The 25,712-nt window shown below is 40.7% G+C and carries 22 protein-coding genes and 1 pseudogene; 8 read left to right on the top strand and 15 right to left on the bottom strand.

The genetic code is table 11. From position 1 onward, the window contains the following. The 4 genes from T429_RS0106155 to tkt form a co-directional block, all read right to left on the bottom strand. Window positions 1-890: class I fructose-bisphosphate aldolase (locus T429_RS0106155; protein ID WP_026500903.1), on the bottom strand; the 890-nt coding region annotated here is incomplete at its 3' end. 120 nt (window positions 891-1,010) lie between these two features. Then, window positions 1,011-2,204, bottom strand: a complete 1,194-nt coding sequence (locus tag T429_RS0106160; RefSeq protein ID WP_005774577.1) for a phosphoglycerate kinase — start codon at window positions 2,202-2,204, stop codon at window positions 1,011-1,013. A 380-nt stretch (window positions 2,205-2,584) separates the two neighbouring features. After that, entirely contained in the window at window positions 2,585-3,592 is a 1,008-nt protein-coding gene (gene gap, locus T429_RS0106170) for a type I glyceraldehyde-3-phosphate dehydrogenase (protein ID WP_005774576.1), read from the bottom strand. A gap of 204 nt (window positions 3,593-3,796) precedes the next feature. Further along, the gene (tkt, locus tag T429_RS0106175; RefSeq protein WP_005774917.1) at window positions 3,797-5,803 is read right to left on the bottom strand and encodes a transketolase; all 2,007 of its coding nucleotides are present in this window, start codon (window positions 5,801-5,803) and stop codon (window positions 3,797-3,799) included. A 336-nt stretch (window positions 5,804-6,139) separates the two neighbouring features. Here tkt and T429_RS0106180 point away from each other — a divergent pair, with 336 nt between their 5' ends. Both T429_RS0106180 and T429_RS0106185 read left to right on the top strand, forming a co-directional pair. Beyond that, window positions 6,140-6,415 (top strand): DUF4164 domain-containing protein, encoded by a 276-nt coding sequence (locus T429_RS0106180; protein WP_005774573.1) that lies wholly within the window; start codon window positions 6,140-6,142, stop codon window positions 6,413-6,415. Window positions 6,416-6,427: 12 nt separating this feature from the next. Next, window positions 6,428-6,811: a cell division protein ZapA gene (locus T429_RS0106185; RefSeq protein WP_005774572.1), complete on the top strand. Its 384-nt coding sequence runs from the start codon at window positions 6,428-6,430 to the stop codon at window positions 6,809-6,811. Window positions 6,812-7,464: 653 nt separating this feature from the next. Here T429_RS0106185 and T429_RS11175 read toward each other — a convergent pair. The 4 genes and pseudogenes from T429_RS11175 to T429_RS0106205 all read right to left on the bottom strand — a co-directional run bounded on the left by T429_RS11175 (window position 7,465) and on the right by T429_RS0106205 (window position 9,916). Continuing rightward, complete coding sequence (locus tag T429_RS11175; RefSeq protein WP_280525399.1) at window positions 7,465-7,587, bottom strand: hypothetical protein; 123 nt, start codon at window positions 7,585-7,587, stop codon at window positions 7,465-7,467. Between the two features lie 58 nt (window positions 7,588-7,645). Beyond that, window positions 7,646-7,954, bottom strand: a pseudogene (locus T429_RS11070) (pyruvate kinase alpha/beta domain-containing protein); the annotation flags it as partial. A gap of 40 nt (window positions 7,955-7,994) precedes the next feature. Continuing rightward, window positions 7,995-9,431, bottom strand: a complete 1,437-nt coding sequence (gene pyk, locus T429_RS0106200; RefSeq protein ID WP_026500905.1) for a pyruvate kinase — start codon at window positions 9,429-9,431, stop codon at window positions 7,995-7,997. Then, window positions 9,428-9,916, bottom strand: coding sequence for a DUF1036 domain-containing protein (locus T429_RS0106205; protein WP_005774568.1), 489 nt, complete (start codon window positions 9,914-9,916; stop codon window positions 9,428-9,430). Before T429_RS0106205 ends, pyk begins: the two co-directional genes overlap by 4 nt. Window positions 9,917-10,190: 274 nt before the next feature. On the opposite strand from T429_RS0106205, the gene T429_RS0106210 reads away from it, so the two are divergent. Continuing rightward, a complete protein-coding gene (locus T429_RS0106210) occupies window positions 10,191-10,451 on the top strand; it encodes a DUF2312 domain-containing protein (protein ID WP_005774567.1) in 261 nt (86 codons plus the stop codon). A 611-nt stretch (window positions 10,452-11,062) separates the two neighbouring features. On the opposite strand, the gene rimJ is transcribed toward T429_RS0106210, so the two are convergent. The 4 genes from rimJ to T429_RS0106235 all read right to left on the bottom strand — a co-directional run bounded on the left by rimJ (window position 11,063) and on the right by T429_RS0106235 (window position 15,185). Next, window positions 11,063-11,626: a ribosomal protein S5-alanine N-acetyltransferase gene (gene rimJ, locus T429_RS0106215; RefSeq protein ID WP_026500906.1), complete on the bottom strand. Its 564-nt coding sequence runs from the start codon at window positions 11,624-11,626 to the stop codon at window positions 11,063-11,065. Between the two features lie 568 nt (window positions 11,627-12,194). After that, on the bottom strand, window positions 12,195-14,060 hold the full coding sequence (locus tag T429_RS0106225; RefSeq protein ID WP_005774921.1) for an ABC-F family ATP-binding cassette domain-containing protein: 1,866 nt from the start codon (window positions 14,058-14,060) through the stop codon (window positions 12,195-12,197). Continuing rightward, window positions 14,060-14,446, bottom strand: coding sequence for a hypothetical protein (locus T429_RS0106230; RefSeq protein WP_005774922.1), 387 nt, complete (start codon window positions 14,444-14,446; stop codon window positions 14,060-14,062). Before T429_RS0106230 ends, T429_RS0106225 begins: the two co-directional genes overlap by 1 nt. 103 nt (window positions 14,447-14,549) lie before the next feature. Next, window positions 14,550-15,185 (bottom strand): thiamine diphosphokinase, encoded by a 636-nt coding sequence (locus T429_RS0106235; protein WP_005774924.1) that lies wholly within the window; start codon window positions 15,183-15,185, stop codon window positions 14,550-14,552. A gap of 96 nt (window positions 15,186-15,281) precedes the next feature. Between T429_RS0106235 and T429_RS0106240 the strand changes: the two genes are divergently transcribed. Next, window positions 15,282-16,859, top strand: a complete 1,578-nt coding sequence (locus tag T429_RS0106240) for a M48 family metalloprotease (RefSeq protein ID WP_005774925.1) — start codon at window positions 15,282-15,284, stop codon at window positions 16,857-16,859. 394 nt (window positions 16,860-17,253) lie between these two features. Here T429_RS0106240 and T429_RS0106250 read toward each other — a convergent pair whose 3' ends face one another. Next, on the bottom strand, window positions 17,254-18,165 hold the full coding sequence (locus tag T429_RS0106250) for an RNA polymerase factor sigma-32 (protein ID WP_005774560.1): 912 nt from the start codon (window positions 18,163-18,165) through the stop codon (window positions 17,254-17,256). Between the two features lie 589 nt (window positions 18,166-18,754). Between T429_RS0106250 and T429_RS0106260 the strand changes: the two genes are divergently transcribed. From T429_RS0106260 to T429_RS0106270, 3 genes are all read left to right on the top strand, one after another. Beyond that, a complete protein-coding gene (locus tag T429_RS0106260) occupies window positions 18,755-20,338 on the top strand; it encodes a hypothetical protein (RefSeq protein WP_026500909.1) in 1,584 nt (527 codons plus the stop codon). Window positions 20,339-20,359: 21 nt separating this feature from the next. Further along, window positions 20,360-20,701, top strand: coding sequence for a ferredoxin FdxA (fdxA, locus tag T429_RS0106265; RefSeq protein ID WP_005774558.1), 342 nt, complete (start codon window positions 20,360-20,362; stop codon window positions 20,699-20,701). 304 nt (window positions 20,702-21,005) lie between these two features. Then, window positions 21,006-21,590: a CarD family transcriptional regulator gene (locus tag T429_RS0106270; protein WP_005774557.1), complete on the top strand. Its 585-nt coding sequence runs from the start codon at window positions 21,006-21,008 to the stop codon at window positions 21,588-21,590. A gap of 1,167 nt (window positions 21,591-22,757) precedes the next feature. Here the strand turns inward: T429_RS0106270 and rpmF are convergent. Beyond that, the gene (gene rpmF, locus T429_RS0106280) at window positions 22,758-22,937 is read right to left on the bottom strand and encodes a 50S ribosomal protein L32 (RefSeq protein WP_005774555.1); all 180 of its coding nucleotides are present in this window, start codon (window positions 22,935-22,937) and stop codon (window positions 22,758-22,760) included. 441 nt (window positions 22,938-23,378) lie between these two features. On the opposite strand from rpmF, the gene T429_RS0106285 reads away from it, so the two are divergent. Further along, entirely contained in the window at window positions 23,379-24,281 is a 903-nt protein-coding gene (locus T429_RS0106285; RefSeq protein ID WP_005774552.1) for a polyprenyl synthetase family protein, read from the top strand. Window positions 24,282-24,503: 222 nt separating this feature from the next. Here T429_RS0106285 and T429_RS0106290 read toward each other — a convergent pair whose 3' ends face one another. Continuing rightward, complete coding sequence (locus T429_RS0106290; RefSeq protein WP_005774927.1) at window positions 24,504-25,670, bottom strand: MFS transporter; 1,167 nt, start codon at window positions 25,668-25,670, stop codon at window positions 24,504-24,506. Between the last annotated feature and the right edge of the window lie 42 nt (window positions 25,671-25,712).

A 25,712-nucleotide genomic window follows, 5' to 3' on the forward strand; every position in this document is an offset into this window, starting at 1 on the left:
AATGCGCGCCCATAGGAAAAGGTCAATTTCCAAGGCAATGCACCCAAACTATTCATGGCAGACAAATGGGCTGTCGCTTCCTCATCCGATTGCCCACCAGAGAGAAAAGCAATTCCTGGAACAGCGGCAGGGACAGTTTGTTTAAGCACACGAACGGTCTTTTCAGCCACTTCTTCAACTCCAGCCTTGCGCGCATCCTTGCCATCAATGACCATATTGGGTTTTAAAATCATCCCCTCTAAAACAACACGAGCTTCAAACAATTCTTTAAAGACAGTTGTCAAAACAGCGCGTGTCACCTCAAAGCAACGCGCAATGGAATGTTGACAAGACGGTCCATCCATCAGCACTTCCGGCTCAACAATCGGCACAATATTGAGTTCCTGACATAAAGCAGCATAACGCGCGAGAGCTTGTGCATTTTGATTAATGGCACCTCTTGTTGGTAAAGTATCGGCATTAATGGCAATCACCGCCCGCCATTTAGCAAAACGCGCGCCCAAAGCATAATAGTCTTTGAGACGGTCACGAAGACCATCCAACCCTTCAGTAATGGTCTCTTGGGGAAAAGCAGCTAAAGGTTTAGCACCGGTATCCACTTTAATTCCTGGCAAAGCGCCCGCATCCCGAATAAGATCGGTCAACATTTGCCCTGTTGATGCTTTTTGTCGAATGGTTTCATCAAATAAAATCACTCCAGAGATAGCACTTTCCATAGCTTCTTTTGCGCTAAAAAGCATTTCACGATAAGCACAGCGGCTATCTTCATTGGATTCAACACCAATGCTTTCAAACCGCTTGCCTATTGTCGCCGTACTTTCATCTGCTGCCAAAATACCTTTACCTGCCTGCACAAGAGAAAGTGCAATATCTTCAAGCCGTTCAGTCATAAAAAAATTCCTCTTTATTTTCTCTATTTTGTCTTAAAATTTTCCAACAGTGCACCATACGCTTGAACACACTCTACACAAATGACACACAGTTTTAAAACTGCTTTTCAAGTAATCCCTTTAATCCTGCATAAGGGCAAGAATTCCAGGAAGAACCTTCCCTTCCATCCATTCCAAAAAAGCTCCTCCTGCAGTTGAGAGATAAGTAAAATCATTGGCAACACCCGCATGATTAAGGGCAAAAACCGTATCGCCTCCTCCCGCGATTGAAACCAGCTTTCCCATCAAACTGCGTTCTGCGGCATGTCGTGCAACAGCAATTGTTCCTTTATCAAAGGGAGACATCTCAAAAACACCAAGGGGTCCATTCCACACAAGGGTCGCAGCCTTATCTATGGCGCTCTTGATATGAGCAATAGAGCGCGTTCCAATATCCAATATCATGCCATCTTCAGGAATATCGCCAATATCATAAAGACGATGCGGCGCATTTTTTTCAAAGCGAAATCCAACGATAGCATCCACAGGAAGTAGAAGTTTACAGTGACATTCTTGCGCTTTTTTAATGATTTTTTTGACTGTTTCCATCAATTCGTGTTCACACAGTGACTTGCCCACATGAATACCTTGCGCAGCTAAAAAACTATTGGCCATCCCACCCCCAATAACCAAGGAGTCGACTTTTTCCACCAAATGATTGAGAACAAAAAGCTTACTGGAAACTTTTGCCCCTCCCACCAGCGCAACTACAGGATGCACTGGATTTCCAAGCCCTTTTTCTAAGGCTTGCAATTCCCCTTGCAGCGATCGCCCCGCATAAGAAGGCAACAAATGGGTTATTCCCTCCACTGAAGCATGGGCACGATGAGAAACCGAAAAAGCATCATTGACATAAAGATCCCCATTATGGGCCAAAGCTTCTGCAAAAGAACAATCATTCTTTTCCTCACCGGCATAAAAACGAACATTTTCGAGCAGGATAACACCTCCGTTTTGCAATGCCTCCACCGCGACCTGCACCGCCGAGCCAATACAGTCAGGAACAAAAGCAACCGGCTGTTTTATGATCTTTTCCAGCACTGGCACAACAGGGCGGAGTGAAAATTCTGACTCGACCTTTCCTTTGGGGCGACCACAATGAGAAAGCAGAATAAGCTTAGCCCCCCTCTTTTGCAGCTCAACGAGTGTTTCTTTATGTCGTTGAAGACGCGTCTCGTCACAAACTTTGCCCTGTGCCATAGGAACATTAAAATCCACGCGTACAAGGACACGTTTGCCCAAAACATCAACATCATCAAGCGTACGAAACCCCATCACTGCTTCCTCTTCACTTTCCATTCCATTGTTTCAAATAAAGATGCATCGAACAAACCTGCTTAATTTCATTTCCACCAAAACGCTTTTTACTTTTATACAAAAGAGTTTACCTCTTTCGTTTTCTGACGGTTTCTCAAAAGTTATCCAGTGTCAGATGTTTCTCAAAGTTTACTCTTTCACGCAGCTTTTAAAAGCAGATATCGCCTCGTATCAAAAAACGCCATCAATCTTTCAACAGCATCTTCTCTCTGGCGCATAAAACAATAACCTCTCTCGACTTTCTCAAAAGAATGCGCCTTAATTTGTACAAAAACGAGGCTTTTTCTTATAAAACTTTTTCCTATAAAAAGAGGACCCTAAGGTCCTTCTTATGGTGTTTATATTGTCTTGGCAAAAGCCACAGCCGTATCACTCATACGGTTAGAAAAGCCCCATTCATTATCATACCAGACGAGAACACGACAGAGCTTACCATCAATCACTTTGGTTTGGTCATTGTGAAAAATCGCTGAATGCGGATTATGATTAAAATCACAACTCACAAGCTTTTCTTCTGTCGTATCCAAAATTCCCTTGAGAGGACCTCGTGCAGCAGTTGCAATAGCCGCATTAATTTCTTCAATTGTTGTGGAACGCTTAGCATTAAATGTCAAATCAACCACAGAAACATTAGGGGTTGGAACACGAATGGACACTCCATCAAGCAATCCCTTTAATTCTGGCAAAACCAATCCCACAGCTTTTGCCGCTCCTGTTGAGGTAGGAATCATCGAAAGAGCAGCCGCACGCGCACGATAAAGATCACGATGCATGGTATCCAACACAGGCTGATCTCCCGTATAAGAATGGATTGTTGTCATAAAGCCCTTTTCAATACCCACCGTGTTATGCAAAACTTGTGCAACAGGCGCCAAACAATTGGTTGTACAAGAAGCATTTGAAACAATGCGATGCTCACTGCTTAAAGACTGATGATTAACCCCATAGACGACCGTAAGATCTGCGCCCTCTGAGGGAGCGGAAACCAGAACACGCTTTGCCCCCGCATCTAAATGCGCCTTTGCTTTATCACGCGCAGTAAAAATACCCGTACATTCCAACGCGATATCGATATCCAAATCTTTCCAAGGCAATTGTGCAGGATCACGCTCTGCGCAGACCTTTATTAAACCAGCCCCCACATCAATGGCATCTCCCACCACCTTAACGTCCCTCGGAAAACGCCCATGAACTGAATCATAGCGCAACAAATGGGCATTTGTTTCCACCGATCCCAAATCATTAATTGCGACCACTTCAATATCTTTTCGTCCACTTTCCATAAGTGCCCGTAAAATATTGCGTCCAATACGACCAAACCCATTAATTGCAACACGAACTGTCATTTCACATGTTTCCTCATCTAATTTTTAAAAGCATAACATTTAAAACACAACAAATGGGCATTTTCCAATCCCAAACTATGAATTTCCAAGACGTCAATATCTCGATCAATCAATCACTTATCCACAATAATGCACAACACTATCCACACCACTGTACAGAGCGTGATACCTTACAGACACCCCCACGCATGACAATACAAGTTGTCACTTTGTCTTTTCCTCTTCGATCTTTTCCAGCTCTCTTTCAACAGTCGCAACCACATTTTCAAAAGTAAGACCAAAATGTGTATAAAGGTCATCAATTATTCCACTTGCCCCAAAGCTCTCCATACCAATAAACACCCCGTCACAGCCAATAAAACGGTCCCATCCTTGAGCAACAGCAGCTTCAATCGCGATTTTAATCGGCGCATCACCAATGAGAGCCCGTTGATAGGAGCAAGACTGTTGAGAAAAGAGTTCAAAACAAGGCACAGAAACCACACGGGTTGGGATGCCTTTTTCTTCTAAGGCTTCACGTGCTTTGACCGCAATCTGCAATTCTGAACCAGAAGCAAACAATGTCACTTTCGCCTCATCACTGGCTGTTAACAATTCATAAGCCCCAAGCGTACACAGATTTTCTTCTTCATACTCTTGACGCAACAGCGGCAGATTTTGTCGGCTCAAAGCTAGAGTTGAAGGGGTCCCGCGTGCTTTCAAAGCCAATTGCCAACACTCAACGGTTTCCATAGCATCAGCGGGGCGGAACACCAGATGATTAGGCATGGCGCGCAGGCAAGCCAAATGTTCCACGGGTTGATGGGTCGGACCATCTTCACCAAGCCCAATAGAATCATGGGTCATGACATAAACCACCCGCAACCCCATAAGAGAAGACAAACGCATAGCAGGACGCATATAGTCAGAAAAGCATAAAAATGTTCCCCCATAAGGAATAAAACCTCCATGAAGAGCAAGCCCATTCATGATAGCGCCCATAGCATGTTCACGAATACCATAATGGAGATAGCGCCCTGAAAAATCATCTGCCGTAATACTTTTCATCTGGCTGCTTTTTGTATTATTAGAGCCGGTCAAATCAGCAGAACCACCAATGGTCTCATGAACGACCTCATTGATCACTTCCAAAGCCATTTCCGAAGCTTTACGGGTCGCAACAACAGGAGACTCTTCAACCAGTTTCTGTTTATAAGCATCTACAGCACCATCAAATCCCCCCACGAGATCACCACGCATTAACCTTTCAAATTCCACCCGCTCTGAGACAGGAAGAGCAGCCAATTTTTCTTCCCACTTTTGTCGCTTTTTAGCAGCATTAAGCCCTGCCAAGCGCCAATTATCGAGAATATCGGCTGGAATAACAAAAGGCTCTGCCTCCCACCCTAAGGCGATACGGGTCTCAGCAATTTCTCGCACACCTAAAGGGGATCCATGAATTTTATTGCTTCCCGCTTTATTGGGCGCTCCAAAGCCTATTGTTGTTTTACAGGCAATCAACGTTGGCTTATCACTCTTGCGTGCTGCTTCAATAGCTTGTGCAATGGCGGCTTGATCATGCCCATTCACTTTGAGTGTATTCCAACCGGATGCTTTAAAACGGGCGATCTGATCTGTACTATCCGCAAGGGAAATTTCTCCATCGATAGAAATATTATTATCGTCCCACAATACGATAAGCTTATTAAGTTTCAAATGCCCAGCCAAGGAAAGTGCTTCTTGCGAAATGCCTTCCATCAGGCATCCATCCCCCACCAATGCATAAGTGTAATGGTTGATAAGATCACCAAAACGAGCATTGTGCAACCGTTCTGCAAGAGCCATTCCCACGGCATTCGCCAACCCTTGTCCGAGAGGTCCAGTAGTTGTTTCAATTCCTGCTGCATGCCCATATTCTGGATGGCCTGCAAGCTTCGCCCCTAATTGGCGAAAACTTTTGAGATCCTCAAGTGAGATATCTTCATAACCTGAAAGATAAAGCAGAGCATAAAGCAACATAGATCCATGCCCTGCTGATAAGACAAAACGATCACGATTAGGCCAACGAGGATTTTTGGGATCATGAGCAAGGAATTGCGTATAAAGAACCGTCGCAATATCAGCGGCTCCCATTGGCAAGCCCGGATGACCAGAATTGGCTTTTTCAATCGCATCAATAGCAAGAAAACGGATAGCATTGGCCATCTGATTCTGTTGGTGGGTGTTTGTCATGAATGATCGACCATTTCGTTAATTACGTTATACTGTTGCTTTTTCCGTATTCTCTTAAAGTTCCTTAAGAAATACTTTTTTTAACCATCAGCGTGAGATTTTTTGTCATCACTTCCATAACACTAGTAACACATTCCCCTCACGCATCCTGTATACCCATGTCATTTATGCCAATACGCGCAAAAAATCCAGCTTTTAATTTATATCTCACCCCTGCTTTGCTTGCTAAAATATCCTACATACTTAAAAATAAAAGAGACACACTATGAGAATGTAAGTGATTCGTTTTTGCATAACGCATTGATAAAGGATACAATTACCCAAAGGACAAAAGCAATGAACCAAGAGACTACGGTTCTGCAAGATGCTCTAGAGCACCTAGAAAAAGCACTTAGAACCTTAGAGATCACCATAATAAACCGCAACGCTGTTATTGATAAAAATAACGAATGGGAAGAAGAAATTCAACGAATGAATGCTGACCGCAGCCATCTTGCCCAAGCGCTTGACAAAGCTGAAGCCCAAATTGAACGCTTAGAATCTGTTAACAAAGAAGTTTCCAAACGTCTTATTAAAGCAATGGAAACGATTCGTGTCGTCATTGATAGATAAAGGTTTAAATGTATGGAAACAGTTTCCGTTACCATTGATGGTAAGAATTATCGCATGGCTTGTAATAAAGGACAAGAAAGTCATCTTATTGCGCTTGCAGCACAATTGGATCAATATATTTCCCATTTAAAGAAAAATTTTGGAGAAATTGGCGACCATCGTTTATCGGTCATGGCAGGCATCATGATTATCGATGAAATGGAAGAAATAAAACGAGAAAATAAAAAATTACAAGAAAGCTACGATGCTCTTTTACGACTCCACAATGAAAAGGAGCGCGCCATGGGAAGAATTATGCGTGACACCACACACCGCATTGAAAAACTCACCAACCAATTGCTCAAAGATGATCAAAACAGCAAAAACATTCAAGAGCAAGAACAGGAAGACTTTTAAACACGCATCATCACGGAAAAAGCAAGCCGATTTAACTTACCTTCCGCGCCTCAAAAGGCACAAAACTCTAAAAAACGCATACGCATAAACAATTCGATTTTTTATCAAGAGGATTCCAATAACTGATCACGCATGGCTCTCATGGAATTGGCTTAAAGTCTGATCAAAAAAAACCTTAAATATTTCACTGACACATAAACACTTCATAAATCAAAATCAAAGAAGCAGCCTTATACCACTGCGCTTCCAATGAAATATCTTGCACAACAAACGACCAAAACCACCCCCCAAAACAACCCCATTGTAAAAAAAATCATAATGCATAAAGCCAATTGCTTTTACATAAAAACGACACATAAACAGCCTATTTTTTTAAAAGACATTCACCCATCACTTTATTCTCATGCCTAACCTTTATGATTTTTGAGGACACGTAATTTTATTCAATTCTGCTTGCAAAAGTTTCATCCATTCACAAAAGCTTAAAGTGAGAAAAATTTTAAAGTTCTCATTTAAACAGCAAAAGAATGAATTTTCATGATCAATGAAGCTCTCGCTTATAAGACATCAATAAAATGATCTGAAACATATCTAAAAAGATGATAGAAAAAATCTTCCACCATAGGCAACCATCTTCAAAACGAACGATAAAATTACAACATCACCGCATCCCAACCCCAAAACCTAATACCCAAACCCCATACGACCATACTATTTCCACAATGGGCGATCAAAGCAATAATCGATCTATTAGGACGCTCACGAGAAGCGCACACCCGCTCTGTTCCTGAAGCCTGTTTAAAGGCGCATGAAAAAAACACATGCGTAAACGGATCAAATCCCCTTCGTTCCATCTTGAGAAACAGAAGCAATACGCAAAAGGTTTGTTGCGCCAGGTGTTCCAAGAGGAACACCGGCTTATCACAAGGAAACGATCTCCCCCTTGGCAAAAACCTTCCTGAAAGGCAATGGTAGCTGCACGATCAACCATATCCTCTAAATTCTTTGCATCTGCAATGACCACACGAATGAAGCCCCCAAACGAGTGCCAAACGTCGTGCTGTTTCCACAATGGAAGATCAAAGCAATAATCGGTCTATTAGGATGCTCACAAGAAGCGCGCACCCCCACTGTTCCTGAAGCCCATTCAAAGGCGCATGAAAAAAACACATGCGTAAACGGATCAAATCCCCTTCGTTCCATCTTGAGAAACAGAAGCAATACGCAAAAGGTTTGTTGCGCCAGGTGTTCCAAGAGGAACACCGGCTGTCACAAGGAAACGATCTCCCTCTTGGCAAAAACCTTCCTGAAAGGCAATGGTAGCTGCACGATCAACCATATCCTCTAAATTCTTTGCATCCTCACTCACCACACAATGAAGCCCCCAAACGAGTGCCAAACGTCGTGCTGTTTCTACAATGGGCGATAAAGCAATAATCGGTCTATTAGGACGCTCACGAGAAGCGCGCACCCCCGTTGTTCCTGAAGCCGTATAGGCAACAATCGCGGAGAGTGAAAGTGTTTCAGCAATCTGACGCGCTGCAAGAGAAATCGCATCCGTCCCTGTCGTTTCCGGTGCAGGATGTTGTGCTCCAACCTGAGCAGCATAAGTATGATCTTGTTCAATTTGTCGCGCGATTTTATCCATCATAAGCACCGCTTCTTCTGGATAACAACCAGAAGCAGATTCAGCCGACAACATCACCGCATCTGTTCCAGCATAAACCGCTGTAGCAACATCGGATACTTCTGCCCGTGTTGGCACAGGAGATGTGATCATTGATTCGAGCATTTGTGTCGCCACCACCACCGGTTTTCCCGCTAAACGGCACGCTTTGATCAACTCCATCTGAAGTGCTGGAACCCTTTCCAGAGGCATTTCCACCCCGAGATCTCCGCGTGCAATCATAATACCATCAGAGACTTCAATAATCTTTTCTATATGTTCCAAGGCTTGAGGCTTTTCGATTTTAGCCATCAAAGACACCTTGTTTTTTGTTAACCTGCGCACCGCTATAATATCTTCTGGACGCTGGATAAAAGAAAGAGCAACCCAATCAACAGGCAGCTGTAACAGCGCCTGAAGATCAGCCTTATCTTTTGAGGTCATCGAATCAAAAGGCAAAATTGTATCCGGAAAACTCACACCTTTTCGATCAGAAATATGGGTTCCAGCAACCACGCGACACTGAACAAAATGATCATCACACACTTCAGCGCGCAGTTCCAACTTTCCATCATCAATTAACAAGCGATCCCCTGGTTTAAGTGCTGGAAAGACATCCTCATGAGGAAAAAAAACACGCTGTGTATCGCCAGCCACATCGCGATGATCTAATGTGAAGCTTTGCCCAACACGCAAATCTTCTTGACCTTTGTCAAAACAACCAATACGCAATTTTGGTCCCTGAAGATCTACTAAAATACCAATGGGTCGGCGAACCGTTTTTTCAACCTCCCGTATCGACTTGACCAAATCGCCCAGTGTGTCACGATCCGTATGACTCATATTAAGGCGAAAAACATCTGCTCCTGCCCTAAAAAGCTTCTCAATCATAACACGAGAAAAAGAAGAAGGACCAAGAGTCGCAATAATTTTTACTTTACGAGCCCGTTTCACGGCGGAGAATTTCCTGAAAGAGAAGAGGAAACTGAATTGTTGAACAAAGAATCATCCGTCAACTGTACCATCCAACTGGTTTGATTACCGGTATCGATTTCCTTAAACTCAGCCTTTTGATATCCTCGAGGGAAACAATCATGAACCCCTTGAATAGTAAATTGGCTATCTTGCACACACATGGTGACAGAGCCTGCCCAGCTTCCTTTTTTTTGTGCTCCTTCTGCATAAAAATAATAAAACCGCGAAGCAAGAGGTCCTTCGATTAAAGTTTTACATTCTGTCACGGGAACCACCCACCAGCCTTCGCTCACCCACCCTGAAAACGTACGATACCCAAGAGCAACCCCTACAGACTGTTGAGTTGTGTTACACACCCTAAAGTCAGCCTTTGCACAAACAACAAGGGGAAAGTAGAGCAAAATGCTCACGAGAAAAACTTTTAATCTTTTCTGAAATGCCCAATATTGTTTTTTCAAAATCACAAAACTTCCTCTATAATGTCAATTCTCAAAACAAATCATACATCTTTTTTTAAATCGTTTTTTCAAAAGCCTTTCAAATCTAGAACACATATTTTTATATTTTTCTTTTTATAGCCCTTTTATCAATACATATATCTTAAAAACTTTACAAAATATTTAAAGTCAATTTGTAAAAAAACTGTGGGACTTGATTGATTTTTTATTTTTCAAGCTTTTTCGACATAAATTGGTCATCGAAAAAATAACGTACAACATATAACTTGGAGAAAATACAATGAATGATACAGTAACCGATCAAACACACGCTATATCCGTCAACCAATTACGTTCTTTTATCGAACGAATTGAACGACTAGAAGAAGAAAAAAAAACCATTTCCGATGATATTAAAGACGTCTACACGGAACTTAAAGGCTCTGGTTTTGATAGCAAAGCTGTTCGAAGCATTATACGGTTGCGTAAAAAAGAAGAGCACGAACGAATGGAAGAAGAAGCAATCATTGAACTTTATAAAAATGCACTTGGGATGAATTAACAACATTGATAACATTGGAATTCTTCTTAAGAAAGTGAAAAATGAAAAAACGCGTGAATACACAAAAATTCTGCCAACCATGAGCAGTTTATGCAAAATAACAAAAAATTTATGTAACCTGTGATGAGACGACTTCACAGGATGCGTAACATTGTAACAGCCCTCACATTTGAAAGAATTCATGCAAGGTGAAAGGATTCATGAAAAGCGCATTTTTACGTCTTATTCTTCAATTATTTTTATCCACAGGGGCATTTTTATTCACAGGGAGGGTATTTTATCCATACGGGTCCCCCTTGTAAGCCAACCCCACTCATACATGCCAGCAAAGCGCTTTTGAGTCCTTCAATCTAAAAACAGGTGTAAAATAGAGAAAATCTTGCGCTATTGAAGACTTTTATTCAAATTGCAAAACAATGAATAATGATGATCAATCAATTGATTATCTAGGATAAAAAAACATTTAAAGAGGTCAGCAGCTGAAATTCGCTAAACATAAGGTCTGAATTGTTTACAGAAGAGAGATTTAAGAATCTTTATCTTATTAAGATCGTGAAAAATTCAGCATATTTAGACATCTGGTAAAAAGGCCCTAGCTTTATTAAAATCTTTTATTCAAATCTATTGACGGGCTCATAAAGGTCATTGATTCGAGAGGTTAGAATATGATCTCTCCATTTTCCAGAAATCATCAAATAATCTTTGGCATAGCCTTCTTTTTCAAAATGAAGGCGCTTTAATAAAAGTTTGCTTTTTATGTTCTCAGGTCTATAATTTGCCATCACTCTATGCAGGTGATAGACTTGAAAGATATGGCGTATAAGAGCCGATAAACTCTCAAACATAAGGCCTTTGCCTTGTTTTTTCTCATCAAGAGAAAAGCCAAGATGACAGGCTTGAAAAACACCACGAACCACGTTTGTAAAGTTCACAACACCGATGATTGTATTTTCATTTTTGAGTCGTACGGCATATCGATAGGCTTGCCCTTGTGCGCTTTCATAAGCAAATGCATCGGCGCGTGTTTCCCAAGCTGTTAGGCTGTGGTAATCATCAGTTCTCAACGGTTCAAAAGGGCGCAGATAATTCGCATTCCGCAAGTAATAAGCAGACAATGAAGCGGCATCTTCTAAACCAATCAATGTGGAAATTGTTCGCTTTGTTTTAATTGCCATCATTTTCTCCTCCTAGAAATGTTACAATAACACGTTGATTTGTCCTGACATATCATCATTTTTAACCTTAACCCGTAACATCGAATACCTTACGCTTTTTCGCATCACAACGCTTCTCACATGAGAATCAATGAGGCTCATTTGCTTGTTTCTTCATAAGCGTGGGTGCTTGGTTAGAATATAAGGTAAAGACAAGAGAATGCTTTTTATAAATGCGCTCAAGAGCCACGGGTGATAGCAACATTGGGAACTGGCAAAGCGTGTGAGTGTATTGCCCTGCTTGCATACAGAGCATTTTGAAAAACGCACCGCACCAATAATTTTTTCTTTATCAAGATCTCTTTTATCAAGAATTGTGCAAAAAAGCCAAACATATACAGTCAAGCTTGCTTCAAAATCCCATTAATCAGCCCTATGACTTTGAACCGCTGTCAAAAGTATTTTTCTACAATCGGCTCTTTATGCATTCATAAGACACTGTGGTTATTCTTTAATATGTCCAAGTGCTCTACAGAAAGCGATGAAACAATAGGAATCTCTTATAAATGCTGAGAGATGATGAGAAACATTAATGTGAATAAACTTCTATTTCTTCGCGTAAAATTTCAAGTTCTAGCCATTCTTCTTGCTTTTGTGTGCAAATCATTTTCTTTTTTTCCAACGCTGTTGATAAACGCTCAAAACGTTCTTTATCATTGCAATAAAGAGTTGGGTCAGAGAGCTCTTGTTCAATTTTTTTTATTTCATTTTGCAAAACAGCGATTTCTTCAGGCAATTTTTCCAATGCATAAACCTGCTTATAAGACAATTTTCTTCGTGTTTTTTTCTCTCCCGCACTATCCAAACTAGAATCTTTTGATGAAGCATATTTTCCGCCCACCCCTGCGCAAGATTTTGCAGATATTTTACGGTGCGATAATTCTATTTCTTTACGTTGAAATGTCAAAGCCTGTTTATTTTGCGCCATCATATCACTATAGCCGCCCGCATATAAAACCCAATGACCATCGCCCTCCGGTGCCAACATATGCGTTACAGTACGATCTAAAAAATCTCTGTCATGGCTTACCAACAACACAGTTCCCGCAAAATCAGCGATAAATTCTTGCAACAAATCCAAAGTTTCCATATCCAAATCATTGGTTGGTTCATCAAGAATTAAAAAGTTTGCCGGACGAGAAAGAAGGCGTGCAAGCATGAGTCGTGCTCTTTCTCCTCCCGAAAATTCTTTAAGGGGGGTGCGCGCTTGTTCCGGCAAAAATAAAAAGTCTTTCATATAAGAAACCACATGCCGTTCTTGTCCATTGATCACAAGAGTATCGCCCCTTCCCCCCGTTAAATAGTGCGCCAAAGTTTCTTCTTCATTGAGAATACGTTGCTGATCAAGCAATGCCATGGAGAGGTTATAACCATGCCTCACCGTCCCACTATCCACGGTTTTTTGCCCAATCAATGCGGAAAGAAGCGTTGTCTTTCCAATCCCATTAGGTCCTACCAAACCAATTCGATCCCCCCTCTGAATGCGTAAAGAAAAATCTTTCACGATAACGCGATCCCCATAGGATTTTGAAATTTTTTTTGCTTCGAGCACCAATTGACCAGAATCATGAGTTTTTGCTGCTGTCAACAGTGCACTTCCAGGCTGCCCCTGATAGGTTTGATGACGCTGTCTTAAGTTTTTTAATTCGCTCAAGCGCCGTACATTACGCTTACGCCGTGCTGTTACCCCATAACGCAACCATTGCTCTTCACGGACAATTTGACGCCCCAATTTATGCTGCTCGAGTGCTTCTTCTTCCAGTGTTTTATCGCGCCAATTCTCAAATTCTGAAAAATGCTTTTCCAGTCTTTTGGTTGTCCCACGATCAAGCCATACCGTTGAACGCGTGACATTTTCTAAAAATCGTCGATCATGAGAAATCACCACAATCGCCGAACGCAAAGAAAACAACACGCCTTCCAACCATTCAATGGTTGGTAAATCAAGATGATTGGTTGGTTCATCTAAGAACAAAATATCCGGCTTTGCTGCAATGGCCCGTAATAATGAAACACGCCTCTTTTCACCGCCCGAAAGCGTTTCTAATTTTTCCGCGCCCGAAAACCCTAAATTTGTGCGAAGCATATTGATCCACTGAACATCAGATGTCTGATCCAATCCTGCTTCCATATAAGCATTAATATCCTCAAAACCTGAACAATCCGGATTTTGAGCGACATAACGAAGTGTTACGCGAGGGTGGCGAAAAATTTCGCCACCATGAGGCTCTAATATTCCTGCGGCAATCTTTAACAGGGTTGATTTTCCACAACCATTACGGCCTACCAACGCAATACGCGCTCCCTGCTCAACCGATAAACAGGCTTGGTTGAGCAAAGGCGTTATCCCAAAGGCTAGGGAAATGCGGTCAAGCCGCAGCAATGGCACCGCCATTAACGAACGCGGCGCGGACAAGGTGCTTGATACATCACCCCTCTTGCATCACGATAAGTACATAATTGACGTACTGGGACTCTTTGCGCACAAGGTGCTTGGTAAACATGTCCTCTGCGAGAGCGATATGTGCACAATTGTGAAGCTTGTCTTTGTTGTCTTCTTTGATTTACAGCCTCACCCGTTATGGTTCCAGCCAAAGCACCAAATGCCGCACCAGTAAGCGCTGCTCCAGGTGTACTTCCAGCAATAGCTGTTCCAGCCAAGGCCCCGATTGCTGCTCCCCCTACACCGTAACGCGCAACGCGTTCATCAGTTGTCGTACAAGCCACCGAACTGAAACCAATCGCAGAAACGACGGCTACTTTTAAAATTGATTTGAACATAGCAAAACCTTTCCTTCTCAAGATCAATACATAATATATCAGTTATGTCGGCACTTAATCACTCAGCCCCCCCCTGCCTTATTCAAAATATATTGGAAGAGCTTTACGGAATAGGCACAGACGCTAACAATATAGCTTTTCCAGAACCTAAATGGCAAGAAAAGGTTCCACAAATACGGTTAGAAAGTGTTAAAGAAGAGCCAAATGACACATTTTTATCACAAATTGGCCATTTTACCCCTTCAAGCGTTAAGCCTTGTAAGTCAGAAAAACCGATAAGACTAAACAAACACTCTTGAGGCAAATCATACAACGCAAGTTTAGGCACAACCGGCCAACCTTCTTCCAAACCGCTTGTCAACAACACTGAAATGCCTTTCTCAGCCATCATCAATGCTTGCGTCATATGAGAAAGGCTATGATCACTTCGCTCCCCTCCCAAAGCCCCGCACAAAATCAGCTTTTTAGCCCCCTTTTGTAGCGCTCTTTCACAAGCCAAAGCACTATCTGTCATATCTTTATCAGAGGGAAAAACCTCACGCGGAACATGACTATATTTGTCGATCAGAGTCTGATCAGATGAATCAAAATCCCCTAACCACAACTCAGGCATCACGTTAAGTACTGCCGCATGACGCATCCCACCATCTGCAGCAATCACCCGACTGTTTTGAATTTGATTAAGCAAACGATCAGTGATAAAAAGATCTCCATTTAACAATATCGTAAATGTTGTCATGCCATATTTTGCCTTTTTTTTATAAACGATAACCGTGATATAGCCAAACGAATCCTTAAAGCTTCTCTTAAAAAAACACACGATATAAAGATACACATGAAATTTGCCATATTACACCGCAGAAATAACCTGCCTCGCGATCCAATACACGCCATTTTTCAACGAAATTTTCTTTTTCGCTCTCTGCCTTATAAAGCAACTTTCATCAGTTTAATGCTTCTCCTTTCAGCTTGTCACATCCCTCTTTCTCAAAATGATAGGCTCTCTTCCAGTTCTTCTGAAATAATCAAACATACTGACAATCATAATATCTATGTCACATTAAGCGCTCTGCAACACCCCCGTATTTTGCAAATGTATGGTGGCGCTTATCATGATGCAACACTTGAACGCTTTTTAGCAAAAATTATTCGTAAACTAACCATTGCCTCCCACCATTCTCCTCAAAGCTATTCTGTCACAATTTTAAACTCAGAAAATGTCAATGCATTTGCACTCCCCAATGGCTCGATCTACATCACCCGTGGTATGCTAGCACTCGCCAATGATTCTTCAGAAGTTGCGGCCATTTTAGCCCATGAGATGGCCCATATCAGAGCTAATCATGGCATTTTACGCCTACAAAAAGAAGCCCAATTAAAGAAGATGACACATCATATGTCTCCTCGTCTTTTTTCTACTATGGGCAAAAATCACAATCCCGTACACAACAAGCAACAACTTGCACAATTTTCCCGCAATCAAGAGCTAGAAGCTGATTCCCTTGCCCTCGAAATGCTCCAACAAGCAGGATATGATCCCTTTGCTTCCCCGCGCTTTCTTCAAACAATGGAAGCCTATAGTGCGTTTCAGAATATTTCTGGCACCTCAAATGCCTCCTTAGACTTTCTAGCCTCTCACCCCACCACCCCTCAACGCATTCGACTTGCGATAAAAAAAGCCCGTAAAATCAATCAACAAAATAGTGGAAATACTGATCGTGATTCTTTTCTCAAAAGCATTGATGGCATGACTTTTGGAGGAAGCTTTTACACTGGATTTGTACGAGACAACCAATTTATTCATCCACAATTGCGCATTGCTTTTTCTATTCCCAATAATTTTACAATAGAACATTCCGCACAAACCGTTTGGGCGAGTGGTCCCAATAAAATTGCGATTCGCTTTGATGCCATTCCCCGTCCAGCAAGAATGTCTGCAAGTGATTATTTGAAAAGCGGGTGGATTATTGGGCTAGACCCATCCTCTATCCGCCCCCTCACAATTCAAGACCTCCCCAATCAAGGATTCACGGGTCCAGGACATCTCGTCCACAATTTACTTGGAGCACAAGCCCGCGCAACCCATGAGAAATGGCAATTTGATGTGGTTGTCATTCTGTTCAATAATCATATTTTTCGTTTTCTGACAGCAGCCCCCTGTAATTCTCAAAATTTTGCAGAGATTGCAAAAAAAACGGTACAAAGCTTTCACCCTCTTTCAACTTCACAGTTAAAAAAATTGAAACCCTTAAAGATCAGTATTGTCCGCGTTAAACAAGGAGAAAATGTTGCAAACCTTGCCAATAAAATGCAACACACACCAGACAAAGAAAAACTCTTTCGTATTCTCAACGGCCTCTCACCAACTCAAACTTTAAGTGCCGGTACAAAAGTGAAAATTATCACCGAATAAGGCTCTTTTTTCACCTGCTATAGTTTTGATTCTTTTCTGTCTGTATCACGCCTTCCCCCCAAGCAATTGGCAAATGAAGCTGGTTCCCTCAAAACCAGCTTCATCATGCCCCCCTCACCTATAACATTCTCCTTCCCCCTAAAAAGCCTTATCGCAGCTTATATATCGTGAAGATCTTCTGAATGAACGGTAATGAAGAGCAGAACATTATTTCCGCACAGTCCTTCTCAGACAAACCTCCCCCTTCAATCTTCTTCTGCTCATAAAATGGCTCAATGAACCCGTAAGGAAAAGTATTGCTTGATAAAGCTGGTACCCTCAAAACCAGCTTCATCATGCCCTATCCCCCCGCACCTGTAATATTCTCCTTCTCCTTAAAAAGCCTTATCGTAGCTTATATATCATAAGCATCTTCTGAATGAACGGTCAGGAGAGCAGAACGCAATTTTTGCAAAGCCCGAGCTTCAATTTGACGCACACGCTCTTTCGAAATTCCTAATTTTTCACCCAAGACTTCTAAAGTAGCCCCCTCTTCATTGAGGCGACGAAAGCGAATAATTTCCAACTCTCGTTCATTGAGAATTTGCAACGCATCGTAAAGCCATTGCGTACGCCGTTGACCATCAATCACTTGCTCAATTAAAGCATCAGGAAGAGGACTCTCATCAACCAAAACATCCATCTTCGCAATGGGATTATCACTGTTTTCAGAAACAGAAACGCTCAAGGAATTATCAGAACTGGAAAAACGAAAATCCATAGTTTCAACATCTCGTACAGAAACACCAAGTTTTTCAGCGATTGTGCGAAAAATATCCTGTTTTGACAAAGCACTATCATCTTGCACCAGTTTTGCGCGCAAACGCCGCAGATTAAAGAAAAGTGCTTTTTGCGAAGAACTGGTTCCTCCACGAACAATTGACCAGTTTCGCAAAATATAATCTTGAATAGAAGCGCGTATCCACCACGTTGCATAAGTCGAAAAACGTACTTCCCGATCAGGTTCAAAACGTGCAGCGGCTTCCAATAATCCGACATAGCCTTCTTGTACCAAATCCCCTAAGGGCATTTTGAAACGTTTAAAGCGGTTCGCAATAGCAATCACCAAACGCATATGAGCTGCGGCAATTTGATGCATGGCATCATCATCGCGTTTATCTTTCCATCGCAGAGCCAAATCATGCTCTTTTTGTCGTTCAAGATAAGGTGCTTGCATAGCAGAACGCATCATATTCCGTCCTAAGCTTTTGTCTGCATCGCTATAATTTTTGCTGCTTTTATAAACAGCATTTGAAAGATTACCCATAATAACCCCTTGCGATTAAAATTATCAAAATTGATTTGGTAACGACATCATTGTTCTTTCTTAAATTCTTCCTTAAAAAGAACTAAAAAGTTGTCCACTTTTGTCTCACTACTTTAGCGTGTAAATTTATAATCGCAATTGTTTTTTTCATGATCATGGTAAAACTTCTTGTCATAAGACATAATTTCACCTGCAAAATGCCCCTACAATATGCCTTTTAGCCTATGAAATATTTGAAAAAAACTTTCTCTTCACTTTTCATGACAAAACGGCAAAAAAAAGTGATCAAACAAAACACATGCTACTTTTTTGATGACCGATTCCATTTCCTTTTAATTTTAGAGAATCTGTTTATGCTTTTTACGCTTTCAGCTTTACATTACAACTAATAAGTGTAATCTACAAATATAAAACATCCCAACTGAATAAAAACTGAATAAAAAGCAGGCTCTAAGTTTTTAAAGACGCAAAAAGAAACATCAAAAAACGACAAGAATGATTGAAGCAAGCGCAACAAACGTGTTAAAGGAAGAACAGCATTATGGAGTTGTCGCAAAAGGCTTTTACCAGTGTCACACTGAGAAAGAAAATGATCATGGATAGCAAGATTGTTCAACAGAATGAGATTCTTCAGGATGATATTCTCATTGAGAAATACGGAAGGGGTAAATTTGAAGGTTTTCGTTTTTATGCCAACAAAAACAATACCGATCAAACAGTTGAGCAACAATGCTCAATAGAGAATGAAAATTTGATTCTTGCGTTTTCCAAACGCGCGACGCGTTTTTGTGCTTGTGCAAATGGTGATTTTACCCTCAGTTCTGATAGCATTGTGCGCTGGATTGGTCAACCTGTGGGGCAACTTGTTGCGACAGAAGATTTTTTCAAACCCAAACTGATCGTTTTAGCAGACACACAACTCATCGGAGAATCCCGCGATAACGTCATAAAACGATTAGAGCGTTTTGTAACCTTTCATTTTGAAACGGCTTTAAAGCCCCTATTTGATTTGCGCAATGCCGATAATTTGACAGATTCAACCAACAATCTTGCTTTACAACTGGTTAACGCTTTAGGGGTTTTACCCCGCCGCGAAGTTTTAGACCTTGTCAAAAACCTTGCGCAAGAATCCCGTGCTGTGCTTCGGCGTCTAGGTGTGCGTTTTGGTGCTTTTCATATCTATGTTGCCGGAATGCTTAAGCCCGCTCCGGTTCAAGCCATTACCCTTTTGTGGAACCTTCAAAATGCAGGACAAGACCAAACGGGTTTGGATGAAATTTTTACAGCATTATCTGCTGGTCGTACCTCGTTAATTGTTGATCCTACCTATAACCGCCAATTTTATCAATTAGCCGGTTACCGAATCTTAGGACAACGTGCCGTACGGGTTGATATTTTAGAACGTCTTGCCAATCTCATCCGCCCTGCCCTTCAGTGGAAACAAGGAAGTGATTCCAAACCTGATGGTGCCTATGATGGTAAAAGTTTTTTTGTGACCCCAGCCATGATGTCCATTCTTGGAGCCAATGGAAATGATATGGAAGAAATCCTCAAAGGACTTGGCTACCAATCATACAGCATAAGCAATACTGTTTTTGAACAAAATCTTCTTGCAGATCACAGCTCTTTTCCTGTGGCTGCGACAACACAAGAGGCTCGGCCCGCAGAATGCGTTGGTAGTCTATGGAAAACAATCACAACTTCACAAACAATACACGAAGAAACAAATACCTCATCCCTGAAGACTTTATCCTCTCATATTGCCCCCCCCAAAAAAACCAATTGTTTACCAGCCGCTGAACCTATTGGAAACTTTGCCAAGCCCGCCCTCACTAAAGCAGAAGATAAAGTTATTTTATTATGGCATTATAAGCATCAATTTCACCATCACACACAAAAAAAACGAGATAAATCTGGACATAAATGGAAAAATAAACTGAAGAGTTCTGTAAAAACAGGGGACAAGGCGAATGGAAATTTCTCTCACGAAGCCTCCTCACCAACAAAACGTTCTCATAAGTTTCACAAATCCCAAGACAAACGTGCAAATTTTAAGCCTTTTCGAACAGAAAAACGTCTTAACCCTGATTCACCTTTTGCAAAATTAGCTGTGCTACGCGATCAACTCACCAATCATAAAAACACAGACACACTTTCCTCTAAAGAGCATTAAAGTAACAAATGGAGTTTGATCTTGACCCACGTCGTAACCGACAACTGCATTCACTGCAAATATACGGATTGCGTTGAAGTTTGTCCTGTTGACTGTTTTTATGAAGGTGAAAATATGTTGGTCATTCATCCTGATGAATGCATCGATTGCGGTGTTTGTGTACCCGAATGCCCAGCAGAAGCCATTATACCGGATACAGAACCAGGACTCGAAAAGTGGTTAGAACTTAATCTTCATTACGCAAACAAATGGCCCAATTTAACCACAAAAAAAGAGCCTCTTCCTCAAGCCAAAGAAATGGATGGCGTTCCAAACAAATTAGAAAAGTATTTCTCAGAAAATCCAGGAAGTGGAGAAGAGTAATGCTACAGTGTACAGCGCTCTCCTTCAACAATTGAAAGACTTCTCTTGTAAAAATAAAAAATCCTCAAGCGAAATGATTGATTCTTTTGAAGTTTGATGTTAGTGTTATTCTAGCATGATCATCTTTCTAAGTATTTTTCTTTGCTTTTTTTATTAAAGCAATGTATTTTTTTTGGATTTAAAAGTACTCGGCTTTTATGCTCACTTAATTGGTACAATATACTTGGTTAAAGAAAACTCAACCCTCAGGTTTATAACCTGTTTTCCGATGCATTTGTTGATCATAAGGGAGTAAACTAAAATTATGGCATCCCAACATGGAACGTCCTCAAAGACTAAAGAATTTGCAACCTCTGAATATATCGTCTACCCCACGCATGGTGTAGGACAAATTATAGCGATTGAAGATCAAGAAGTTGCAGGACATAAATTAAAGCTTTTTGTCATTCATTTTGCGAAAGATAAAATGGATGTCAAAGTCCCTATTGCCAAAGCCCTTTCCGTTGGAATGCGTAAATTATCTGCTGGAGATTCCGTCGAACGCGCCTTAAAAGTTTTACGCGGAAAAGCACGCGTTAAACGAACCATGTGGTCCCGCCGCGCTCAAGAATATGATGCTAAAATCAACTCAGGAGATCTTATTTGTATCGCTGAAGTAGTCCGTGATCTTTTTCGCTCTAACCTACAGCCTGAACAATCCTACTCTGAGCGTCAACTTTATACCGCTGCTCTTGAAAGAATGGCCCGCGAAATTGCGGTTATTAATAGCCTTTCTGAAACAGAAGCGATTAATCTCATCGAGATGCACCTCTCCAACAAGCCAAAACGCGAATTTAAAACTGAAAGAGAAGAAACAGCTGAAAACAGCGAAGCTGTCTACGCTGCATAATACACTCTTTCATAACAACAAGATATTTTGATAAAACCAGCTTTTCGCTGGTTTTATTTTTTTATAATCCTCTGTATTCTCAAGAATAAAGTTTCTTAAAGCACCAATCAACACTTTAACTTTTCGACAAATCACAATCGCCACCGCTTCATGCGTTTTACTTCATAGCGAGCTCATTGACTCATCATCATAAGATATCATTTTTATCTTCAATCATTAGTCTAAATACAGGAAGCTTCTCTCCCATTAAACCATTCAAATGTCCCCTCACACATCCCATGTAATTCAAAATATTGATTTATAAAGATAATTTATCATTTTGTCTTATATTGAATTACCCCCCGAATATCGTAAAGTTCTTTTATTTCCAACCTATTTCCATGTTGAATCAATTAAAAACACTCGCTTACCCATTACAAGCGGAGAGGTTGCGTGAGTAAAAACTTTACAAAAAAAGCATATCTCTTATGAACCGCTTCAAAAGTCAAAAGCTATTTGCACACCCACGAGCTCGCAAAGTGTGACAGCGCTCGCTTGCACTTTTATGCAGCTTAAAGGCAAATAAATTTTATATTCTTTCATGGGGCTTTATCATTATACCCTTCACGAAGTACTGTCGCGAAATGGTCTGAAAAGCACGCTGAGAGAGATATTTTTAAAAAACGCGTAGATGTACAACACCAGTATATTCGATTTGGAGCGTTTTATTTATATGATGGCTGTAATCTTCATCAAAGAACAAGAAAAGCATGAAACAAACCATCATCTCCATTCTTTAAAAGACACTGCACACAAACCATCCTTTATTGTCTCTCAAGAAAACAAAAAAACACCCCACCCCAATAGAATCATCTTTTTACGAAAAAACCTTACCCTCTATTCTAGGGAATAGCAAAAAATGCACGCTCAAGAACGCACATTCACCCATAAATCAAAAGAAACTTAACCAGCACAGACAGAGAGATAAAAGACTAAAGCCTTAATCCCTAAAACGGAACGTCCACGATACATTTTCGCTTTCAAGTCAATAGGCCGTTTTCAAATCAATAGCATGAGAGCAACGCTAGGTCACCTCGACAGCCATCTTAAAGTGCAAATGCACAACTCGAGAGCGTGCATTCACCAAGAAATCAAAGGAAACCTAAGCATAGAAGAGAGATAAAAGACTCAATCCTTAACCACTAAAACGGAACGACCACGATACATTCCCGTTTTCAAATCAATATGATGAGGGCGACGCAACTCACCAGAATTTTTATCCTCGATATAAGTCGGCGCCTTCAGAGCATCAGCCGAACGGCGCATGCCCCTCTTCGCTGGAGAGGTTTTTCGTTTAGGTACAGCCATAAAAAGACACTCCAAATCCATTAAAACAGAAAAAGCAATGTCAAAAATGACAATGCTTCATTTCAAAACACCATAAAATTTGAGGGCATTATATACTGATAAAAAAGAAGAGGCAATGTCAAAATGATCTTCCTCTTAGCAAAAATAACCTTTCTTTTATCAAAAAGGATGTCACAATGAGCAAATGAAAAGCAAAAGCACCACAAAATTTATACGTTTTATACACTCATGAAAGTATTTTCATAAGGCTAACATTTAATTTTTTATTTGGCATTATTTTATTGAGCTTTAAAAGGGTTTTGCGCATACAGTAAAGATACGCAAATAAAGAGAAATTGATTTTTAATAAAAACCTACGCCCATTGATGAAAATAAGAAAAAGCAATAGCCTCTCTTTTTGAACGTCATCATTTTATTTTCATAAAAACAAAGGAAGCAAGAATGCACGAATTTACCACCCTTCTTGCAAAACATGGTCAAAGCGTTGAAAGTCGACTAAGCACACTGCTCAGTGATCACATCCAAACTGGTGAAATTTCACGCCCTGAAAACCTCATCAAAGCCATGCGCTATGGGGTGCTGAACGGTGGAAAACGCTTGCGACCTTTTCTTGTGATTCAAAGTGCTGCACTTTTTGATATCCCTGTAGAGCATTCGCTTGATGTTGCATGTGCCTTAGAATGTGTTCACTGTTATTCGCTCATTCACGATGATCTTCCAGCCATGGATAACGATATCCTCCGACGTGGAAAACCCACCGTCCACATAGAATTTGATGAAGCAACAGCAATTCTAGCAGGCAATGCTCTCTTGACATTTGCCTTTGAAATCATTGCCCATAAAGCCAATGCACTCTCTACAGAGATAAGAATAAAATTGATCACAGCTCTTGCACAAGCATCAGGACTTGGTGGTATGATAGGTGGTCAGATGCTTGACATTGAAGCAGAAAAAAGATCACAAGAAAGTACTGACATCATCACCCTACAACGCATGAAAACAGCTTCTCTGATAAGCTTTGCTTGCCAAGCAGGCGCCATCATTGGTAATGCGTCAGAAGAATTATTGACAAAGTTGACGGCTTTTGGAACCTACCTTGGTCTAGCCTTTCAATTAACGGATGATCTTCTTGATGTTACTGCCAACACACAGACTTTAGGAAAAACCGCTGGGAAAGATGAAACAGCACAAAAGGCAACTTTTGTTCGCCTCTATGGCATTGAAGAAACCCAAAAAAAGCGAGATTCCCTCATCACAAAAGCAGAAGCCCTCTTACACCCTTTTGGTATCAAAGCACTCCCTCTCCAACAAGCAGCTCGCTTTAGTGCAACACGCAAAAATTAACGTCATCGGCCCTATTACATTCCGCTCTATTGTACAGAGCTTACACCATCCTTTTTGTTAAATATCCAAGAGGTTTTTTCAAAAATCTTACCATTGATCTCCATGATATTATTGGTCCCATCATTCAATGGATATGACAAACCCTAAGGGGATATGACAAACCTTGAAGAGATCCATTAAAACAAGCACATGAATTTATAAAACACACATGTAATAATAATCTCATTGAACTTTTTTGCGCGTTCCTTCTAAAAAAAATACGGACAACAAGTAAATCAATAAATAAAGAGCAAAAATATAAACGAGTGAGAAAAAGCCAAACCTATTGACCATAGAGGCACTCATGTAAAAAAACACCAAGAGACTCAGTCTTCCAACCGTTGACAAGAAAGATTCATATGTCGCTCTGAGGTTATCGTTAATACTGTCGTGTAGGATAACTTCTACACGAAGATAGGTATACTTAATGAGATAAAAGATCATACAGACTAAAATGACAGCAATTTCTTTTCTTGGTTCAAAGAAAGCCACTGTAAAAATCAGACAAACAGAAAGAAACAACAATAAAGCAAAATTTATCTTCTCGCTTAGTTTTGTAAAGAAAAAACTAGCCAAGAGCTGAGAGAGCAATATCAGTGAAAATGTCACTCCAAGATCAAAGTAAGTGACATGAATATGATGATCTTTAAAGATCCACTGCCAATATTGCGAAAAGATATTGAAAAAAATCAATGAAAAATAAAAGCATAAAGAGATATAAGGAACTTTCACAAAAATAGAGACCATCTCTTTAGCTTCACAAATAAGAGAATTTGCCTGAACAAAATTTCTATGGCTTGGTTTTCTCTGTCCTTTAAGGTCATCAAGAAAAAACAAACCAAAGAATGTTGTCATCAACATTAAAAATGCCGCGATATACCATATATATTGGCTCGAATAATCAGCAAAATAAGCACCAATCAAACTAAAGATAAACATGCCAATGTAATTATATTGAGAACTTAATCCCAGCACTTTTTTAGTCGATGTTACTTTTGCTTTTGCATATTGAACAAGTAAAGCATTATAAGCCCCCGCAATCAATGTAAGCGACAAAGCATTGAAAGTTTCTGCTAAAAGAAAACCGTAAAAGCTTGTAGAAACGCCCATAAGAAAGAGCCATGTAGCAGCAAAAGCAGCTGCTAAAACAATCGATATTTTATAACTTTTTCGATCGGCAAAATACCCCAGAGGGATATCGGTCACCATCATAATAAAAGCCTGAAATGACTTAATGATCCCGATATCAATAAGTGTTAGTCCTTTTTCAAGCATATAAAAGACAATAAAGGCGCCTGTTAAAATTCTTATACAGTTAAATAAAAAGCCAAAGGCTAGTATACTTTTCATTCATTCCCCCCAATAGCGCCAAAAAAGGCATCCAGATACATC

The sequence above is a fragment of the Bartonella elizabethae F9251 = ATCC 49927 genome (genome assembly GCF_000518165.1).
GTDB lineage: Bacteria > Pseudomonadota > Alphaproteobacteria > Rhizobiales > Rhizobiaceae > Bartonella > Bartonella elizabethae.

Bases quoted from the DNA above. Each gene is read 5' to 3' on its own strand.
- T429_RS0106240 (WP_005774925.1), top strand. From the start codon at position 15,282: ATGAAATTTGCCATATTACACCGCAGAAATAACCTGCCTCGCGATCCA.
- T429_RS0106160 (WP_005774577.1), bottom strand. From the start codon at position 2,204: ATGGGGTTTCGTACGCTTGATGATGTTGATGTTTTGGGCAAACGTGTC.
- T429_RS0106185 (WP_005774572.1), top strand. From the start codon at position 6,428: ATGGAAACAGTTTCCGTTACCATTGATGGTAAGAATTATCGCATGGCT.
- T429_RS0106270 (WP_005774557.1), top strand. From the start codon at position 21,006: ATGGCATCCCAACATGGAACGTCCTCAAAGACTAAAGAATTTGCAACC.
- rpmF (WP_005774555.1), bottom strand. From the start codon at position 22,937: ATGGCTGTACCTAAACGAAAAACCTCTCCAGCGAAGAGGGGCATGCGC.
- T429_RS0106210 (WP_005774567.1), top strand. From the start codon at position 10,191: ATGAATGATACAGTAACCGATCAAACACACGCTATATCCGTCAACCAA.
- T429_RS0106180 (WP_005774573.1), top strand. From the start codon at position 6,140: ATGAACCAAGAGACTACGGTTCTGCAAGATGCTCTAGAGCACCTAGAA.
- T429_RS0106225 (WP_005774921.1), bottom strand. From the start codon at position 14,060: ATGGCGGTGCCATTGCTGCGGCTTGACCGCATTTCCCTAGCCTTTGGG.
- T429_RS0106260 (WP_026500909.1), top strand. From the start codon at position 18,755: ATGATCATGGATAGCAAGATTGTTCAACAGAATGAGATTCTTCAGGAT.
- T429_RS0106235 (WP_005774924.1), bottom strand. From the start codon at position 15,185: ATGACAACATTTACGATATTGTTAAATGGAGATCTTTTTATCACTGAT.
- tkt (WP_005774917.1), bottom strand. From the start codon at position 5,803: ATGACAAACACCCACCAACAGAATCAGATGGCCAATGCTATCCGTTTT.
- gap (WP_005774576.1), bottom strand. From the start codon at position 3,592: ATGACAGTTCGTGTTGCAATTAATGGGTTTGGTCGTATTGGACGCAAT.
- rimJ (WP_026500906.1), bottom strand. From the start codon at position 11,626: ATGGCAATTAAAACAAAGCGAACAATTTCCACATTGATTGGTTTAGAA.
- T429_RS0106290 (WP_005774927.1), bottom strand. From the start codon at position 25,670: ATGAAAAGTATACTAGCCTTTGGCTTTTTATTTAACTGTATAAGAATT.
- T429_RS0106250 (WP_005774560.1), bottom strand. From the start codon at position 18,165: ATGGGTAATCTTTCAAATGCTGTTTATAAAAGCAGCAAAAATTATAGC.
- T429_RS0106230 (WP_005774922.1), bottom strand. From the start codon at position 14,446: ATGTTCAAATCAATTTTAAAAGTAGCCGTCGTTTCTGCGATTGGTTTC.
- T429_RS0106285 (WP_005774552.1), top strand. From the start codon at position 23,379: ATGCACGAATTTACCACCCTTCTTGCAAAACATGGTCAAAGCGTTGAA.